Here is a 16436-nt window from a genome sequence, read left to right on the forward strand (position 1 = left end):
GGCCGCCGCATCCCGCCCCACCGAACTCCCCGAGCACGAGAGCACGAGAGTCCCTCGCCATGTACGAGCTGTCCCGGGTCCGCCTCTACTCCATCGGCCCCGCCGGCGCCCGCTACGCCGACACCGTCCTGGACCTGCGCGGCGTCGGCGCGCCCGTGCCGAACCCGGCACCCACCCAGGCGGAGTTCTTCGAGGAGGAGCCCGTCGGCCCGCCGCGCCGCCCCGCCCCCGCGGGCGTGCTCTTCCTGGAGAACGGCGGCGGCAAGTCCGTCCTCCTCAAGCTGATCTTCTCGGTGATGCTCCCGGGCCACCGCAACACCCTCGGCGGCGCCAGCTCCGGCGTGCTCCGCAAGTTCCTGCTCGCCGACGACTGCGGCCACGTCGCCCTGGAGTGGCAGCACACCCTCACCGGCGAGCTCGTCGTCGTCGGCAAGGTCAGCGAATGGCGCGGCCGCCAGGTCTCCAACGACCCGCGGAAGTTCGCCGAGGCCTGGTACTCCTTCCGCCCCGGCCCCGGCCTCAGCCTGGACAACCTGCCGGTCGCCGAGGCGAACGCGGTCCGTCCCGCCGTCGAGGGCGCCTCCGCCGCCACCGGCCGCCGCCGCACCATGAAGGGCTTCCGCGACGCCCTCACCGAGGCCGGCAAGGCCTACCCCCACCTGGACGTGGTGTGGGAGGAGATCCACGACCGCTGGAACGAGCACCTCGGCGAGCTCGGCCTCGACCCCGAACTCTTCCGCTACCAGCGCGAGATGAACGCCGACGAGGGCGAGGCCGCCGGCCTCTTCGCGGTCAAGAAGGACTCCGACTTCACCGACCTCCTCCTCCGCGCGGTCACCGACACCCGCGACACCGACGGCCTCGCCGACCTCGTCGGCGGCTTCGGCAACAAGCTCGGCCGCCGCGCCGAACTCACCGCCGAACGCGACTTCACCGCCGGCTCCGTCGACCTCCTGGGCCGCATCGTCGACGCCGCAGGAACCCGCTCCCACGCCCGCGAGGTGCACGCCGGAGCCGAGCGCCGCACCCGCACCCTCGCCCGCCGCCTCTCCGGCCGCGCCGCCGGGGAGCGGGCGCGCGCCGCCGAGCTGGCCGAGCGGGTCACCGCCGCCGGCCACGCCGTCGCCGAGGCCGAGACGGCCCGCGAGCGCAGCGCCCTCATCGCCGCCGAACTCGCCTACCGGCACGCCTCCCTGGCGCTCGCCGCCGCCGAGAAGGGCGCCGCCTCCCAGCGCCGCGAGCTGATCGAGGCCCGCACCCTGCACTCGGCCTGGCAGGCCGCCGAGTCGGTGCTCCGCCACCGCGCCGCGGGCGACCGCTCCGCGCGCGTGGCGGCCGCCATCCGCGAGGCCGAGCGCGACGCCGCCCCGGCCCTCGCCGCCCGCGCCGAGGCCGCCGCCGATCTCGTACGGGCCCTGGCCGCGGCCGCCGAGGAGGGCGAGCGGCACGCCGCCGAGGAGGAGGAACGGTCCACCGCCCTCCAGGAGGCCGGCGAGGCCGCCCACCGGGACGCCACCGCCGCCGCCACCGAGGCCCAGCGCGCCCGCAGCGAGGCCGGCCACCTGCGCCAGCGGCTGGCCGAGGTCGAGCAGGAGACCGCCGAGGCCGTCCGGGCCGGTTGGTTCGACGACTCCGCGCCCGACGCCGACCCGGCCCGCGCCGCGCTCGCCGCCGCCGATGCCGAGAAGACCACCGTCGCCGCCTGGGACGCGGCCCGCGAGGCGGCCCGCACCGCGAGCGACCGGGCCCGCGAGACGGCCGCCGCCGAGTCCCGCGCCGAACTCGCCGCCGCCCGCGCCGCCGACGCCGCCGAGGCCGCCGGCAACGCCTACGACGCCGAGCGCCGCGCCGCCGAGGCCCTGGCCTCCGAGGAACGCCTCGCCGAACTCCTCGGCCTGCCCGCCTCCGGCTCCCCGCTCCCCGGCCAGCGCGCCGCCGACACGGACGAGGAGGCCGGCGGGAGGCCCGACGCGACGCAGACCGGGACCCCGCTCTCCGTCACCGACTTCGACCGCTACGCCGAGGAGCTGCGCCGCCTGCTCGACGAGGCCGTCTCCTCCGCCGAGCGCCGCCTCTTCGACCTGCGCACCGCCGCCGCCGACGACTCCCGGATCCTCGGCGCCCTCGGCGACGGCGGCCTGCTGCCGCCGGGCCCGGACGTCCTCGCCACCGTCGAGTTCCTCGGCGAGCACGGCATCCCCGCGCTCCCCGGCTGGCGCTACCTCGCCCAGTCCGTCGACCCCGCCGACCACGCGCGCGTGCTCGCCGCCCGCCCCGAACTCGTCGACGGCGTCGTCATCACCGACCCCGTCTCGTACGGGCGCGCCCGCGAGGCCCTCGGCTCCGCGGCCCTGCTGCCCCGCTCCGCCGTCGCCGTCGGCACCGCCGCCGCCCTCCTCGCCCCCGTACCGGCGCAGGACCCCGGGGACGACACCGGCGTGTTCCTGGTGCCGCCGAACCCGGCCATGCACGACGAACACGCCGCCGACGAGGAGCGCCAGGCGCTCCGCGCGCGTGCCGCCGCCCGCGACGAGGAGATCCGCGCGCTCGCCGCCCGGCTCGCCGGCGACCGCGCCCTCGCCGCCCGCATCGGCGCCTGGCGCGCCGACTGCCCGCCCGGCATGCTCGCCGAGCTCGCGGCCGTCGCCGCCACCGCCCGCGAGACCGCGGAGACGGCCGCCCGCGCCCTGGACGAGGCCCGCGCCCTGCGCGCGGAGGCCGAGGAGACCGCCGCCGAGGCCCTCGCCGTCCGCGACGACCGGCAGGAGGCCGCCCAGCGCGCCCGCCGCGTCGCCGACGCCCTCGCCGGACTCGCGTACCGGCTCCGCGAGCGCTCCGCCTGGCAGGCCAAGCTCCGCGAACTCGCCGACGACGCCACCGAGTCCGAGGCCCGCGCCCAGACCTGCCTGGAACGCGCCCGCGCCGCCGACGAGGACCGCAGGGCCGCCCAGCGCGCCGCCGACGACGCCCACCGCACCGCCCGCGCGCTGCGCGCCGAGCGCGCCGAGATCGCCGGCGCCCCCGAGCAGCTGCCGGAGGAGACCCCGGGCGCCCCCCGCGCCGCGCTCCCCACCCTCCGCGAGGCCTACCGGGCCGCCTCCCAGGTGTACGAGAAGGTCGGCGTCGGCGCCGACCTGCGCGCCGAGCAGGCCCGCGCCGAGAGCGACGAGTCCGCCGCCCTCGCCGAACTGGACCGGCTCACCAACAAGGTCCGCACCCGGGCCGAGCAGCTCCTGGAGTCCACCGACGGCGCCGACGGCCCGTCCCGGCAGGCCGCAGCGGCCCGCGCCGAGTCCCTCGTGCAGATGCTGGAGTCCCGCGCCTCCGAGGCGAGCGAGAAGCTCGGCCGGCTCCGCGGCGAGTCCGAGCGGCTCGCGCCCGAGGACGGCGAGGCCCACACCGAGCTGCCGGAGGAGCTGGTCCCGGCCGACGCCGAACGCGCCCAGGCCCTGCTGCGTACCGCGAGCGGCGAACTCGCCGCCCGCAGCGACGCCCTGGACGCGGCCCGCGCCGCCCACGCCGGGCTGCTGCGCGACCACCGGGCCGCCGAGGACGCCGCCGGCGGCTTCGACGAGACCGCCGCCCTCCTGCGGGACCTGCTGCGCGACCACGCGGAGGAGGAGCAGGAGGAGCAGGAGCCGTACGCCGGCTCCCTGGAGGAGGCCAGGCACGCGGCCGGCGAGGCCCGGCGGGCGCTGCGCGCCTGCACGGCCGAGCTGTCCGCCGCCGACGCCGCCGTCCGCGAGGCGAGCGACATCCTCGTCCGGCACGCCAACTCCACCCGCTACGAACAGGTCCGCACGCCGGCCCGCCTGCAGATCCGCGAACTGCCCGCCTCCGCGCTGCCCGAGCACGCCGCCAAGTGGGCCGAGGCCTTCGCGCCCCGGCTGCGCGTCCTCACCGACGAACTGGCCCAGCTGGAGCGCAACCGCGAGTCGATCGTGGACCGGCTGCGCGGCCTGGTGGAGACCTCGCTCGCCACGCTCCGCTCCGCCCAGCGGCTCTCCCGGCTTCCCGAGGGCCTCGGCGAGTGGTCGGGCCAGGAGTTCCTGCGGATCCGCTTCGAGGAGCCCGACCAGGCCACCCTCACCGAGCGGCTCGGCGAGGTCGTCGACGAGGCGACCCGGGCCGCCGTGAAGAAGAACTCCGACCTGCGCCGCGACGGCATGTCGCTGCTGCTGCGCGGGGTGCAGGCGGCGCTCGAACCCAAGGGCATCGCCGTGGAGATCCTCAAGCCGGACGCGGTGCTCCGCGCCGAGCGGGTGCCCGTCGGGCAGATGGGCGACGTCTTCTCCGGCGGCCAGCTGCTCACCGCGGCCATCGCGCTCTACTGCACGATGGCGGCGCTCCGCTCCAACGACCGGGGCCGCGACAAGCACCGGCACGCGGGCACGCTGTTCCTGGACAATCCGATCGGCCGCGCCAACGCCACGTACCTGCTCGAACTCCAGCGGGCCGTGTCGGACGCGCTCGGCGTCCAGCTGCTGTACACCACGGGCCTGTTCGACACGACGGCCCTCGCCGAGTTCCCGCTGGTGATCCGGCTGCGCAACGACGCGGACCTGCGGGCGGGACTGAAGTACATCAGCGTCGAGGAGCACCTGCGCCCGGGCCTGCCGCAGCCGGCCGGCGAGGGCGAGACGATCCACGGCGAGATCACGGCCACCCGGATGTTCCGCCGCCACCAGGACGAGGAGCCGCCGGCCGCGCCGTAGGCGCGACGGAGGCCCGGCACCTCAGGGGTGCCGGGCCTCCGCTCCGTCCCGGTTCAGGCGGTCCGCTCCTCCGCGACCCGCTCGCGCGCCCGTCCCGGATACGCGCTGCTGCTCGGCTCGGAGACCACGCCGTTGCGCTGCCGCCAGACCTGGCGGGTGATCCAGATGTCCAGCACGCTCCAGGTGGCCACGACGGTCGCGACCACCGCCGCGATCGTCATCGGATAGGCCAGCCAGGAGCTCGTCACGGAGGTCAGGAAGGCGACCACGGCGAGGATGAGGGTCACCGACATGATCATCACCGCCCGCACCGCCGCGTTCCGCACCGGATCCGGCATCCTCTGCCGTCCGCGCTCGTCCTCCACCCACAACTGACGCGCGGCCCGCGTCTCGTCTTCCATCTGTCCTGTCACTCCCCACCGCACGACGCTCCCAGGGGTGGCTGCCCGGATCCGTCCGCTTTACACGGCGCGCACGACCGGCGGCCCCCGGCGCACGGCGGCCCGTCCTCGGACAGGGCGTTCCCCCGTACTTCATGACGCTCCGGACAGGTAAAAGGTTTCCCCGACTCACCCGTGACATCGCCGACACCGCGAGCGGAACGAATGATTCCAGCCATTGCGTCGCAGGCGGAAAAGGACGCATCGTCAAGTGTCCTGCGCCACAGTGCCTCATCCGAACTCCTGGAATACCAGGACATCTCATGATCAACGCTCACTCGACAGGCTGAAAATCGCCCAGACACACCTTCGAGAAGGTCGCGATGCAGTAGTAGGCTCGCGCCGCCGTTTGTTGAAACCGAAGGTTGACCCGCCGTGTTGACGCGGCGACACCGTTCGAGAGACCTCCGTGGCCGCGGGGGCCGTACTGGGGGAGGCCATGCGCTTTCGCGGGAAGTCCATCCGCCGGAAGATCGTGGCGCTGCTCCTCGTACCGCTCGTCTCCCTCACCGGGCTCTGGGTCTTCGCCACCGTCCTCACCGGACGCGAGGCGGACCAGCTCCTGGACGTCGGCTACGTCGTCGACAAGGTCGGCTACCCCATCGAGGACACCGCCCGGGTCATCCAGCTCGAACGCCGCCAGTCCCTCGTCTACCTCGCCGACCCGCGCGGCTCCGAGGCACTCCCGCAGCTCCGCGCCGCCCGCCTCGCCACCGACCGCCAGATCGCCCGCATCCGCGCCAACGCCCAGGACCCCGGCGTCCGCGAGGAGATGCGACCGGTCACCACCCAGCGGCTCAACTCCCTGCTCACCGCCTTCGAGGAGATCACCTCGCTGCGCCGCTCGGTCGAGAAGCGCAGCATCGGCCGCCTCCAGGCCCTGGAGTTCTACAACCGCCTGGTCGACCCCTGCTACAGCTTCCTCGTCACCCTCCACGCCCTGGAGAACGTGGAGATGGACAAGCAGGGCCGCGCCCTCGTCGGCATCACCCGGGCCCGTGAACTCCTCTCCCGCGAGGACGCCCTCGTCCTCTCCGCCCTCGTCGCCGACCGCGTCACCGCCCAGGAGATCCGCGCCGTCTCCGACCTGGTCGCGGGACGCAAGCAGTACTACGAGGTCAACCTCGAACTCCTCCCCGCCGACGAGCGGCAGCGCTACGAGAAGTACTGGCGCAGCGCCGAGACCGCGGCCCTGCGCACCGCCGAGGAGGAGTTCATCAAGGCCGGTCCGACGGAACGGCCGAAAAGCGTCACCCCCGCCTACTGGCAGGACGAGGCCAGCCCCGTCCTCGACGAGCTCGCCCGCGCCAACACCGCCGCCGGCGACCGCTACCAGGAGCGCGTCGAGCCCGCCGCGTACAGCGTCCTGCTGAAGGCGGGCGTCGCGGGCGTCCTCGGCTTCCTCGCCCTCCTCGCCTCCGTCGGCATCTCGGTCCGCGTCGGCCGCTCCCTCGTCCGCGACCTGCGCCGCCTCCAGAAGGAGTCCCAGGAGGTCTCCGGAGTCCGCCTGCCGAGCGTCATGCGCCGCCTGGCCGCCGGCGAGCACGTCGACGTCGAGACCGAGGTGCCCCACCTGCGGTACGGCGAGGACGAGGTCGGCCAGGTCGGGCAGGCCCTGAACACCCTGCAGCGCGCCGCCGTCGAGGCCGCCGTCAAGCAGGCCGACATGCGCCGCGGCGTCGCCGAGGTCTTCGTCAACCTCGCCCGCCGCAACCAGGTCCTGCTCCACCGTCAGCTCACCCTGCTCGACACCATGGAGCGCCGCACCGAGGACACCGAGGAGCTCGCGGACCTCTTCCGCCTCGACCACCTCACCACCCGCATGCGCCGCCACGCCGAGGGCCTGGTGATCCTCTCCGGCGCCGCCCCCTCCCGCCAGTGGCGCAAGCCCGTGCAGCTCATGGACGTGGTCCGGGCCGCCGTCGCCGAGGTCGAGGACTACGAGCGCGTCGAGGTCCGCCGGCTGCCCCGGCTCGGCGTCGGCGGCCCCGCCGTCGCCGACCTCACCCACCTCATCGCCGAACTCCTCGAGAACGCCACCGTGTTCTCGCCCCCGCACACCGCCGTCCAGGTCCTCGGCGAGCGCGTCGCCAACGGCTTCACGCTGGAGATCCACGACCGCGGCCTCGGCATGAGCCCCGAGGTCCTCCTCGACGCCAACCTCCGGCTCGCGGAGACCCCCGAGTTCGAGCTCTCCGACACCGACCGCCTCGGCCTCTTCGTGGTCAGCCGGCTCGCCCAGCGCCAGCACGTCCGCGTCTCGCTCCAGACCTCCCCGTACGGCGGCACCACCGCGGTCGTGTTCATCCCGGCCGCGCTGCTCACCGACGCCCCCGAGACCCAGGGCGCGGGCTTCCGCCTCGACCGCACGTCCCCCGACCCCCGCACGGCCGACGTCGCCCCGCACCAGGCCTCCGGCGGATCCGGTACGACCTCCGGGGCGCCCGCCGGCGCGCTCGGCGACGGACTCCTCCCGCAGCGCCGGCCGGCTCTCGCCCGGGTCCCCGACCTCGCCGACGAGACGGGCCCCGCGGGAGCCAAGACCGGGCCGCTCGCGCGCCCCCTGGACGGCCCCGTCGAGCTGGAGGGGCCCCTGGACACCGAAGACCTCGACGCGCTCCTCGACCGCTCCGCCGACCTCCTGGACAGCGACAGCGAGCGCGGCGGCCTCTTCCGCCCGCAGCGCCGCCGGGGCGGGCTCGTCCCGGCCGCCGAGCAGCACCAGCAGGCCGCCGACCAGACCTCGGGACACGGCGACGACCCGGCGGGCGAGGACGGCGCCCCGGGCGCCCACGGCGCCGTGCCGCTGCCGCGCCGCCGCCCGCCGACGCTCGTCGTCGACCACGGACGCCGGCTCGACGAGCAGGGACGCGCCCACCCGGCCCCCGGCCGGCGCGGTGCCGAGGACGGCCCGGTGCCGGCGCGCCCGGCCGGGCCCACGCTCGTCCCCGTACGCCCGGAGGGCACCGAGTCCCGTACGGCACCGGCGCCCGCGCCCACGCCGCGCGCGGAGGTGCCGGAAGGGCTCGACGGGCTGCCGCGCCGGGTCCGGCAGGCCAGCCTCGTGCCGCAGCTGCGCGAGCCCGACCGGCCGGCCCCGGCCGACGACCGGCCCGCCGAGGGCGGCCGGGCCGAGGACGACTTCGAACGCGACGCCGAGGAAGTGCGGGCCCGCATGGCCGCCATGCAGCGCGGCTGGCAGCGCGGCCGCCGGCACGGCTCGGGACCGGACGACAGCACAGCACACGGAACGACACCCGAGGGGGACGGTCGATGACCGCACCGAACGCCGCAGCAGGCACCAGCAGCACCGTCCACGGCAACGGCGAGCTCAACTGGCTCCTCGACGAGCTGGTCCAGCGCGTCGCCGCCATCCGCAAGGCCCTGATCCTCTCCAGCGACGGCCTGCCCACCGGCGCGTCGAAGGACCTGAGCCGCGAGGACGGCGAGCACCTGGCCGCCGTCGCCTCCGGCTTCCACAGCCTCGCCAAGGGTGTCGGCCGCCACTTCGAGGCGGGCAGGGTCCGCCAGACGGTGGTCGAGCTGGAGGACGCCTTCCTCTTCGTCACCGCCGCCGGCGACGGCAGCTGCCTCGCCGTCCTCGCCGACGCGGACTCCGACGTCGGCCAGGTCGCCTACGAGATGACCCTGATGGTCAAGCGGGTCGGCACCCATCTCGGCACGGCCCCCCGGACCGGTCTGACGACAGGAGGGTGAGCCGCCCCGCATGAGCGACGCAGCCGAGCGCAATCAGCCCGACGGGGACGTCCCAGGCCGGCGGAGCGCCGTCCCCCACCACTGGTACGACGACGAGGCGGGCCCGGTCGTCCGCCCGTACGCGATGACCCGCGGCCGGACGAGCGCCGCGGGCCGGCACCGGCTCGACCTCATCGCCCTGGTGGTGCCCGAGCCGGCCGCCGACGACCCCGGCCGTGACCAGTCGCTCTCCCCGGAACACGTGGAGATCGTCGAACGCTGCTCCGAGCAGCCCCAGTCGATCGCCGAGCTCGCCGCCGGACTCGACCTCCCCGTCGGGGTGGTCCGGGTCCTGGTCGGCGACCTCGTCGACGAGGAACTCGTGCACGTGACCCGCCCCGTTCCGCCGGCCCAGCTGCCGGACGTGAGCATCCTCCGCGAGGTGATCAATGGCCTTCGGGCGCTCTAGCCGCAAGAAGACCCCCGTCGAGCCGGTGACCTTGAAGATCCTGGTGGCGGGTGGTTTCGGAGTCGGCAAGACGACACTGGTCGGCGCGGTCAGCGAGATCCGGCCGCTGCGGACCGAGGAGGTCCTCACCGAGGCCGGCCGTCCCGTGGACGACCTGCACGGCGTCGAGGCCAAGACGACCACCACGGTCGCCATGGACTTCGGCCGGATCACGCTCCGCGAGGACCTCGTCCTGTACCTGTTCGGCACCCCGGGCCAGGACCGCTTCTGGTTCCTCTGGGACGAGCTGGCGCAGGGCGCGCTCGGCGCGGTCGTGCTCGCCGACACCCGCCGCCTGGAGGACAGCTTCGCCGCCATCGACTACTTCGAGCGGCGCGGCATCCCCTTCACGGTGGCCGTCAACTGCTTCGAGGGCGCCCGCCGCTACCCGACGGAGACCGTGCGGGCCGCGCTCGACCTCGACCCCGAGGTCGAGCTGGTGCTGTGCGACGCCCGCGACCGCGAGTCGGTCAAGGCCGTCCTCGTCGCCGTCGTCGAACACGCCCTCGTCCTCGCGGACCGGGGTCAGCAGCCGGTCGCGACCTGATCCGCACGACCTGACCCGCACGACCTGACCGTACGACCTGATCCGCACGGCCCCAAGCCGTACGGATCAGGTCCCGGGTCCGTCCTCCGGGCGGCCTCAGCGGACCGCCACCACCGCCGACCCGTGCCCGAACAGGCCCTGGTTGGCGGTGATCCCGGCCCGCGCCCCCGGCACCTGCCGGTCGCCGGCCGCGCCCCGCAGCTGCCACGTCAGCTCGCAGACCTGGGCGATCGCCTGTGCGGGCACGGCCTCCCCGAAGGAGGCGAGCCCGCCGCTCGTGTTGACGGGCAGCGCGCCGCCGAGCCGGGTCACCCCCTTGCGCAGCAGCTCGGCGCCCTCCCCGGGCCCGCACAGGCCCAGGTCCTCGTACCACTCCAGCTCCAGGGCCGTCGACAGGTCGTACACCTCGGCCAGCGACAGGTCCTCCGGCCCGAGCCCCGCCTCCTCGTAGGCCGCCCGCGCGAGCGAGGCCTTGAAGCCCTGCGGCGGGGGCGCGAGCGCGGTGGTCGCGTCGGTGGCGATGTCGGGCAGGTCGAGGACGGCCCTGGGGTAGGTGGGGGAGACCGTCGACACGGCCCGGATCCGCACCGGTTCGGCGTGCCCGTGCCGCCGGGCGAAGTCCAGGCTGGACAGCACCAGCGCCGCCCCGCCGTCGGAGGTGGCGCAGATGTCGAGCAGCCGCAGCGGATCGGCGACCACCGCCGAGGCGGCGACCTCCTCCGCGGTGACCGTCTTCCGGTAGCGGGCCAGCGGGTTGAGCGCCCCCGCCGCCGCGTTCTTCACCTTGACCCGGGCGAAGTCCTCGACGGTGTCCCCGTACAGCGCCATCCGGCGGCGGGCGTAGAGCGCGAAGTACGCCGGGTTGGTGGCGCCGAGCACCCGGAACCGCAGCCAGTCCGGATCCCCGGGCCGCTCCCCGCCGGCCGGCGCGAAGAACCCCTTCGGGGTCGAGTCGGCGCCCACGACGAGCACCGCGTCGGCGAGCCCGGCGAGGATCTGCGCCCGTGCCGCGCCGATGGCCTGGGCGCCCGAGGCGCACGCCGCGTACACGCTGGTCACCCGCGCGCCCTGCCAGCCGAGGGCCTGTGCGAAGGTCGCCCCGGCCACGTATCCCGGATATCCGCACCGCATGGTGTCGGCCCCGACGATGGATCCAATATCCGACCACTGCACTCCGGCGTCGGCGAGCGCGGCGCGGGCGGCGGCGGTCCCGTACGAGACGAAGCTCCGCCCCCACTTGCCCCAGGGGTGCATCCCGGCCCCGATGACGGCGATGTCGTTCACGCGCGCTCCTCCGTCGCCACGGGCCGCCACCGCCAGGTGGTCCAGATGTGCTCGGCGTCCTCGTTCAGCACCCCGGGCACGACCTCGACCTCCATGCCCACCGCCAGGTCCGCGGTGCGCACACCGGGCGCGGCCTGTCCGAGCACCACCATCCCCTCGGCGGCGAGCTCGACCGCGACGAGGACGTACGGCTCCCAGGGCTCCTGCGGATCGGAGACGTACGGGGCGGGGGGCCGGTAGCGCCCGTCGGTGTACGACCACACCCGCCCGCGCGGCGAGAGCGGCGTCTCGTCGAGCGCGCCCCCGCCCGCGCAGCCCGGGTTGCGGCAGGCGTCGTCCTCGCGCGGGAAGAACACTGCCGCGCAGGCCGAGCACCGGGTGCCCAGCAGCCGGAACTCCCCGTCCGGAACGGTGTCGTCGGTGAACCAGCCGCCCACGACCGGCCTGCGCGTCCGTGCCATCCCCGACCCTCCCGCCCAGATCTGACGCTACGTCAGAATTCTGCGGCCGAGTCTGGCACGCCCGTGGAGGAGGCGGAAGACGTCAGTGCCCGGCCACCGACCTCCGGGCCACGGGGAAGTCGAAGTACGTCGAAGGGAACGGCTCCGGCTTGAACGTGAAGTGCCACCACTCCTCCGGCAGGTTCACGAACCCCTCCGCCTCCAGGAGGCCCTTCAGCAGCTGTCGGTTGGCCCGCTGGACGCCCGTGACCCTCGGGTCCTCGGTGTGCGAGAGCGTGTCGAAGCAGTCGTACCCGGTCCCCATGTCCACCGAGCTGTCCGGGAACCGCTCCTCCCGCGGTCCGGTGCACGAGGTCAGCTCCTCGCCCGGCACGTACGCGCGCGTGCGCGCCGCCGGCAGCCGTACCACCGTCAGGTCCACGGTCGACCCCCGGCTGTGCCCGGACTTCTCCGCGATGTACCCGTCGGCGAAGAGCCGGTCCTTCGCCACCGCCGGATAGAACTCCGCCTTCATCCGCTCGTCCGCCAGGTCCTCCGCCCAGCGCACGAAGTGGTCCACCGCCCGCTGCGGCCGGTAGCAGTCGTAGACCTTCAGCGTGTACCCCTGCGCCAGCAGCCGCGTCTGCGCCCGGTGCAGCGCCTCCGCCGCCGGCCGCGTCAGCACGCACACGGGCTGCCGGTACCCGTCGATCGGCTCGCCCACGAAGTTGTGCGCCGTCGTGTACCGCATCTCCTGAAGGATCGTCCGGTCCACCGAGTCCAGGGCCACGAACTCCCGAGGCGCCTTCGGTTCGGGCGCGCCGACGGCAGGGGAGCCGACACCTCCCCCGCAGACGAGCAGCAAGGCCGCACCCAGGGAACGCGTCATCACACCAAGTCGAGTCATGCGCACCGGGTCTACCAGTTCCGCCCCCACCGGGAAACCCCCTCGCGTACGGTCGACGCCGTGACCAACCCCGTACACGACTCCCATTGCTCGGCCTGCGGAGCCCCCTACCCGGCCGGCACCACGCCCTGGCCCCGCACGTGCGGCTCCTGCGGCACCACCGCCTACCGCAACCCCCTCCCGGTGGCCGTCGCCCTCCTTCCGGTCACCGACTCGACGGGCACCGGCCTCCTCGCCATCACCCGCGCCATCCACCCCGGCCACGGCGGCACCGCCCTCCCCGGCGGCTTCATCGACCACGGCGAGGACTGGCGCACCGCCGTCACCCGCGAACTCCGCGAGGAGACCGGCATCGTGGCCGCCGCCGAGGCCGTCCGCCTCGCCGATGTCCTCTCCTCCGCCGACCACCTCCTCGTCTTCGGCCTCCTCCCGGCCGTCGAGGCGGCCGCCCTGCCCGCCTTCACCCCAACCTCGGAGACCTCCGCCCGCCTCGTCCTCCCGGAACCGCGCGAACTGGTCTTCCCGCTCCACACGGAGGCGGCCGGGAAGTGGTTCGGGGGCGTGTACGGCTGAGGCGGATGTCGGATCCAACATCCGGGATCCAACATCCAGCATCCTGGATCCAAAATCTGGGATCCGATATCCAGGGTCCTGGATCCGACCTCTTGGATCCGACCTCCGTGATCCATGATCCTGGATCCGATATCCAAGATCCGCTCTTCAGGATCCAGTCAGCCCCGACCGCACGCGGTCAACGCCACCACCCCCTGCCCCGAGACCGCGGTGTGCGGCCCCAGCGCACCGGGGTTCACCGACAGCCGCGCGGCGATGTCGTCGGCGTAGCAGGTGTCCGGAATGCCGAGCTCCCGCTTGAGCCGGTTGTGGAGGGCGGTGAACGCCGCCGAGTCGCTGACGTCCACGTCGTCGAAGGCGTCCTCCGGGAACCCGTCCTCGTGCGGCAGCAGGTATCCGGCCTCCGCCGGGTGCCGCGGCCCGTCGTCGCCGTTCTCCTCCGCGTCGAAGGCGTCGTAGTGGCGCAGCACCTCGCCGTTCTCGGCGACGCACCAGGCGGTCCACCCGTCGCCGCAGCTCATCCCGTACCAGTGCGCGGCGCCGAACCGCCGGCTGAGCGCCACGCACCGCTCCCGCACCACCGGGGCGAGCGCCGCCTCCGGGTCGTCCGCGTCCTCGACGCGGTGATGGTCCAGGGAGGACGAGCCGAAGATCAGCGTCCAGCCGTCCAGGACGGGGCTGACGAAGACCCGGGAGCAGGCCGCGTGGGCGTCGTCGGCGTCCCAGGCGTGCTGGTCCAGGTTCCAGATCTCCGCGCCGGCGCGCAGGGACACCACCTGTTCCTCGCCCAGGTCGAAGGCGTCGAGCACCGAGCCCTGGTCCGCGGTCGGCACGGCGTACCAGAACCCGCAGAGGTGCACGGGACCAGGCACTTCGTTCGTGTGGTCGGTCATGCCGCACACCGTAGGAGAGGCCACCGACAAGGTCGTTCCGCAGGCCCGGTCACAGACCCCGCACCCGCACCGGCAACTCCGCCGCCGCGCACCCCTCCTCCGTCACCCGCTCGACCACGACCCGCCCGTCCACGAGCCGCGACTGGTACCGCTCGATCTCCGCCGGCTCCCAGCCGTCGCCGCTGTCGCGGACGACGAGCCCGCCGCCCGTCCGGCCGGCCGCGGGCGCCCACACCTCCAGCGTCGGCTCCCCGTCCGCGCCCCGCACCGGAAGGACGGCGCCCGCGCGCGCGAGGACCGGCACGCGCGCGAGGGGCGCGTCGAGCAGCACCTGCCCGGGGCCCTCGTACGCCTCCCCGGTCGCCGTGTCGTACCAGCGGCCGCGCGGCAGCCGTACCGCCCGCCGGTCCTGGCCCCGCTGCAGGACCGGCGCGACCAGCAGACCGTCGCCCAGCAGGAAGGCGTCCTCGCACTCCCGCAGCGCCCGGTCCTCCGGCGTCCCCCACCACACCGGCCGCACGTAGGGCGCGCCCGTCATCCGGGCGAGCCGGGAAAGGGTCACGAAGTACGGCTGGAGCCGCTCGCGTTCGGCCAGTGCCACGCGCGCGTGCTCCAGCACCTCGGGACCGAACTCCCACGGCTCCCGCCGCCCCGCGTCCAGCGCCGCGTGCGTCCGGAACAGCGGCAGCCACGCCCCCAGCTGGTACCAGCGCAGGAACAGCTCGGGCGACGGGCTCCCGTCGAAGCCGCCGACGTCCGGCCCCGAGTACGGCACCCCGCACAGCCCGAGCCCGAGCACCAGCGCGAGCGAGGCCCGAAGCCCCGGCCAGCCGGTCGCGACGTCGCCGGACCAGGTGCCCCCGTACCGCTGCATCCCCGCCCACCCCGCGCGCGTGAACAGGAACGGCCGCTCCCCGGGCCGCAGCCGCCGCAGCCCGTCGTAGCCGGCCCGGGCCATCAGCAGCCCGTACACGTTGTGCGCCTCCCGGTGGTCGCCCCCGCGCCCGTCCAGGTGGTGCCGGGCCGACCGGGGGAGCGTCGGATCGCCGAAGGCCGCGAACGACACCGGCTCGTTCATGTCGTGCCACACCCCGGAGAAGCCCTGCCGCAACCGCTCCTCGTACAGCCCGCCCCACCACTTCCGCACGTCCGGATCCGTGAAGTCCGGGAAGGCGCACTCCCCGGGCCACACCACCCCCCGCACCTCCTCGCCCCGCGCGTCCCGCACGAACGCCCCGGCCGCCCGCCCCTCCTCGTACAGCACGTTCCCCGGCTCCGCCGCGACCGCCGGATCGACGATCGACACCAGCCGCACCCCCTGCCCCCGAAGCTCCTCCGCGAGCCCGGGAAGGTCGGGGAACCGCTCCCGGTCCACCGTGAACACCCGGTGGCCGTCGTAGTGGTCGATGTCCAGATGGACCGCCGCCAGCGGCAGCCCCCGCTCCCGGTAGCCAGCCACCACCCGCCGTACCTCCGCCGCGCTCCCGAACCCCCAGCGCGCGTGCTGCGGCCCCAGCGCCCACGCCGGAGGCAGCGCCGGCGCGCCCGTCAGCGCCGCCCAGCCGTGGAGCACGCGCGCGGGGGGCCCGACGATCACCCAGCACCGCAGCGGACCGCCCTCCATCCGCACCTCGCTCGTGCCCGGCCGGTCGTGCCCCGACCCCGCCCCCTCCTCGCCCTCCGCGAGGGTCACCCGCCCGTCCCACGTGTTGTCGTGGAACGCCAGATGCGTCCCCGCGTCCGCGACCACGAACTGCACCGGCATCGTGATGTACAGCGGATCGTCCCCCGGCCCGAACCGCCCCTTGGGGTCCGTGTTCCACAGCCGGTACGCCCCGTCCCGCAGCCGCGGCCCCGCCGACCGCCCGCCGAGGCCGAAGAACCGCGCGTCCGCCGGTACCTCCGCCCGCTGCGCCCACCGCGCCGGCCCCCCGCCCACCGGCTCCCACCAGCGCGGCGGCAGGTCCCGCCGCAGCATCACCCCGCCCGGCGTGCGGATCTCCACCGCCCCGTGCCGCGAGACGGCCACCGTCACCCGCTCCGACACCACCCGCCAGCCGCCGTCCGTGTCCGGCTCCAGGACCGCCCGGGGATCCGGCTCGGGCGCCGCCCCCACGAGCGCGTACGAGGGCTCGGGGGCCGCCCCGTCCCAGCCCCAGAACACCGTGCCGCCCGCCGACACGCACACCCGCAGCGACGACCGGGCGAACCGCACCGTCCCGCCGCCCGGAGCCGGCTCCGCGCCCTCCGCGAGCCCCGGCACCCTGGCCCGCTCCGCCCCCCGAGGCGGAAGCGCCGCCGCGTCCGCCCGCCGCTGCCGCCACGCCGCCCGTACCGTCCTGAGCCCCCGCACCGAACCGAACACCCTCACCGAACGCACCAGTCCACGACCGTCCATGAGGGCCACCCTGCCACCCACCAGCGGCGATACGA

At 75.1% G+C, this 16436-nt stretch carries 12 protein-coding genes; 6 read left to right on the forward strand and 6 right to left on the reverse strand.

The annotated features are described in order from the left end of the window. Positions 1-59: 59 nt before the first annotated feature. Entirely contained in the window at positions 60-4715 is a 4656-nt protein-coding gene (locus AB0E19_RS31640) for a hypothetical protein (RefSeq protein ID WP_362186072.1), read from the forward strand. A 53-nt stretch (positions 4716-4768) separates the two neighbouring features. Here the strand turns inward: AB0E19_RS31640 and AB0E19_RS31645 are convergent, their stop codons facing one another. Continuing rightward, positions 4769-5116: a hypothetical protein gene (locus AB0E19_RS31645; RefSeq protein ID WP_362186075.1), complete on the reverse strand. Its 348-nt coding sequence runs from the start codon at positions 5114-5116 to the stop codon at positions 4769-4771. Between the two features lie 478 nt (positions 5117-5594). Here AB0E19_RS31645 and AB0E19_RS31650 point away from each other — a divergent pair, with 478 nt between their 5' ends. Genes AB0E19_RS31650 through AB0E19_RS31665 form a run of 4 tightly spaced genes read left to right on the forward strand, consistent with a single transcriptional unit; the run spans position 5595 to position 9906 of the window. After that, complete coding sequence (locus AB0E19_RS31650; RefSeq protein WP_362186078.1) at positions 5595-8432, forward strand: nitrate- and nitrite sensing domain-containing protein; 2838 nt, start codon at positions 5595-5597, stop codon at positions 8430-8432. Beyond that, positions 8429-8872, forward strand: coding sequence for a roadblock/LC7 domain-containing protein (locus AB0E19_RS31655; protein ID WP_360610869.1), 444 nt, complete (start codon positions 8429-8431; stop codon positions 8870-8872). The genes AB0E19_RS31650 and AB0E19_RS31655 overlap by 4 nt, the downstream gene beginning before the upstream one ends. 10 nt (positions 8873-8882) lie before the next feature. Next, positions 8883-9320 carry a DUF742 domain-containing protein gene (locus tag AB0E19_RS31660; RefSeq protein WP_362186082.1) on the forward strand — a complete coding sequence of 146 codons (438 nt, stop codon included), beginning with the start codon at positions 8883-8885 and terminating at the stop codon, positions 9318-9320. Then, on the forward strand, positions 9301-9906 hold the full coding sequence (locus AB0E19_RS31665) for an ATP/GTP-binding protein (protein WP_362186085.1): 606 nt from the start codon (positions 9301-9303) through the stop codon (positions 9904-9906). The genes AB0E19_RS31660 and AB0E19_RS31665 overlap by 20 nt, the downstream gene beginning before the upstream one ends. Positions 9907-10002: 96 nt before the next feature. Here AB0E19_RS31665 and AB0E19_RS31670 read toward each other — a convergent pair whose 3' ends face one another. The 3 genes from AB0E19_RS31670 to AB0E19_RS31680 all read right to left on the reverse strand — a co-directional run bounded on the left by AB0E19_RS31670 (position 10003) and on the right by AB0E19_RS31680 (position 12537). Next, positions 10003-11190, reverse strand: a complete 1188-nt coding sequence (locus tag AB0E19_RS31670; protein WP_362186088.1) for a lipid-transfer protein — start codon at positions 11188-11190, stop codon at positions 10003-10005. Further along, on the reverse strand, positions 11187-11651 hold the full coding sequence (locus AB0E19_RS31675; protein WP_362186091.1) for a zinc ribbon domain-containing protein: 465 nt from the start codon (positions 11649-11651) through the stop codon (positions 11187-11189). The genes AB0E19_RS31670 and AB0E19_RS31675 overlap by 4 nt, the downstream gene beginning before the upstream one ends. Positions 11652-11733: 82 nt before the next feature. Further along, complete coding sequence (locus AB0E19_RS31680) at positions 11734-12537, reverse strand: M15 family metallopeptidase (protein ID WP_362186094.1); 804 nt, start codon at positions 12535-12537, stop codon at positions 11734-11736. A 60-nt stretch (positions 12538-12597) separates the two neighbouring features. Between AB0E19_RS31680 and AB0E19_RS31685 the strand changes: the two genes are divergently transcribed. After that, complete coding sequence (locus tag AB0E19_RS31685; RefSeq protein ID WP_362186097.1) at positions 12598-13110, forward strand: NUDIX domain-containing protein; 513 nt, start codon at positions 12598-12600, stop codon at positions 13108-13110. 158 nt (positions 13111-13268) lie between these two features. Here AB0E19_RS31685 and AB0E19_RS31690 read toward each other — a convergent pair whose 3' ends face one another. Together AB0E19_RS31690 and AB0E19_RS31695 are read right to left on the reverse strand one after the other, a co-directional pair. Next, entirely contained in the window at positions 13269-14003 is a 735-nt protein-coding gene (locus AB0E19_RS31690) for a hypothetical protein (protein WP_362186100.1), read from the reverse strand. Positions 14004-14052: 49 nt separating this feature from the next. Continuing rightward, positions 14053-16401: a TIM-barrel domain-containing protein gene (locus AB0E19_RS31695; protein ID WP_362186103.1), complete on the reverse strand. Its 2349-nt coding sequence runs from the start codon at positions 16399-16401 to the stop codon at positions 14053-14055. Positions 16402-16436: the final 35 nt, after the last annotated feature.

It is taken from the genome of Streptomyces sp. NPDC047974, from assembly GCF_040653375.1.
Taxonomy (GTDB): Bacteria; Actinomycetota; Actinomycetes; order Streptomycetales; family Streptomycetaceae; genus Streptomyces.

Bases quoted from the DNA above. Each gene is read 5' to 3' on its own strand.
- AB0E19_RS31645 (WP_362186075.1), bottom strand. From the start codon at position 5,116: ATGGAAGACGAGACGCGGGCCGCGCGTCAGTTGTGGGTGGAGGACGAG.
- AB0E19_RS31660 (WP_362186082.1), top strand. From the start codon at position 8,883: ATGAGCGACGCAGCCGAGCGCAATCAGCCCGACGGGGACGTCCCAGGC.
- AB0E19_RS31680 (WP_362186094.1), bottom strand. From the start codon at position 12,537: ATGACTCGACTTGGTGTGATGACGCGTTCCCTGGGTGCGGCCTTGCTG.
- AB0E19_RS31650 (WP_362186078.1), top strand. From the start codon at position 5,595: ATGCGCTTTCGCGGGAAGTCCATCCGCCGGAAGATCGTGGCGCTGCTC.
- AB0E19_RS31655 (WP_360610869.1), top strand. From the start codon at position 8,429: ATGACCGCACCGAACGCCGCAGCAGGCACCAGCAGCACCGTCCACGGC.
- AB0E19_RS31640 (WP_362186072.1), top strand. From the start codon at position 60: ATGTACGAGCTGTCCCGGGTCCGCCTCTACTCCATCGGCCCCGCCGGC.
- AB0E19_RS31675 (WP_362186091.1), bottom strand. From the start codon at position 11,651: ATGGCACGGACGCGCAGGCCGGTCGTGGGCGGCTGGTTCACCGACGAC.
- AB0E19_RS31690 (WP_362186100.1), bottom strand. From the start codon at position 14,003: ATGACCGACCACACGAACGAAGTGCCTGGTCCCGTGCACCTCTGCGGG.
- AB0E19_RS31665 (WP_362186085.1), top strand. From the start codon at position 9,301: ATGGCCTTCGGGCGCTCTAGCCGCAAGAAGACCCCCGTCGAGCCGGTG.
- AB0E19_RS31695 (WP_362186103.1), bottom strand. From the start codon at position 16,401: ATGGACGGTCGTGGACTGGTGCGTTCGGTGAGGGTGTTCGGTTCGGTG.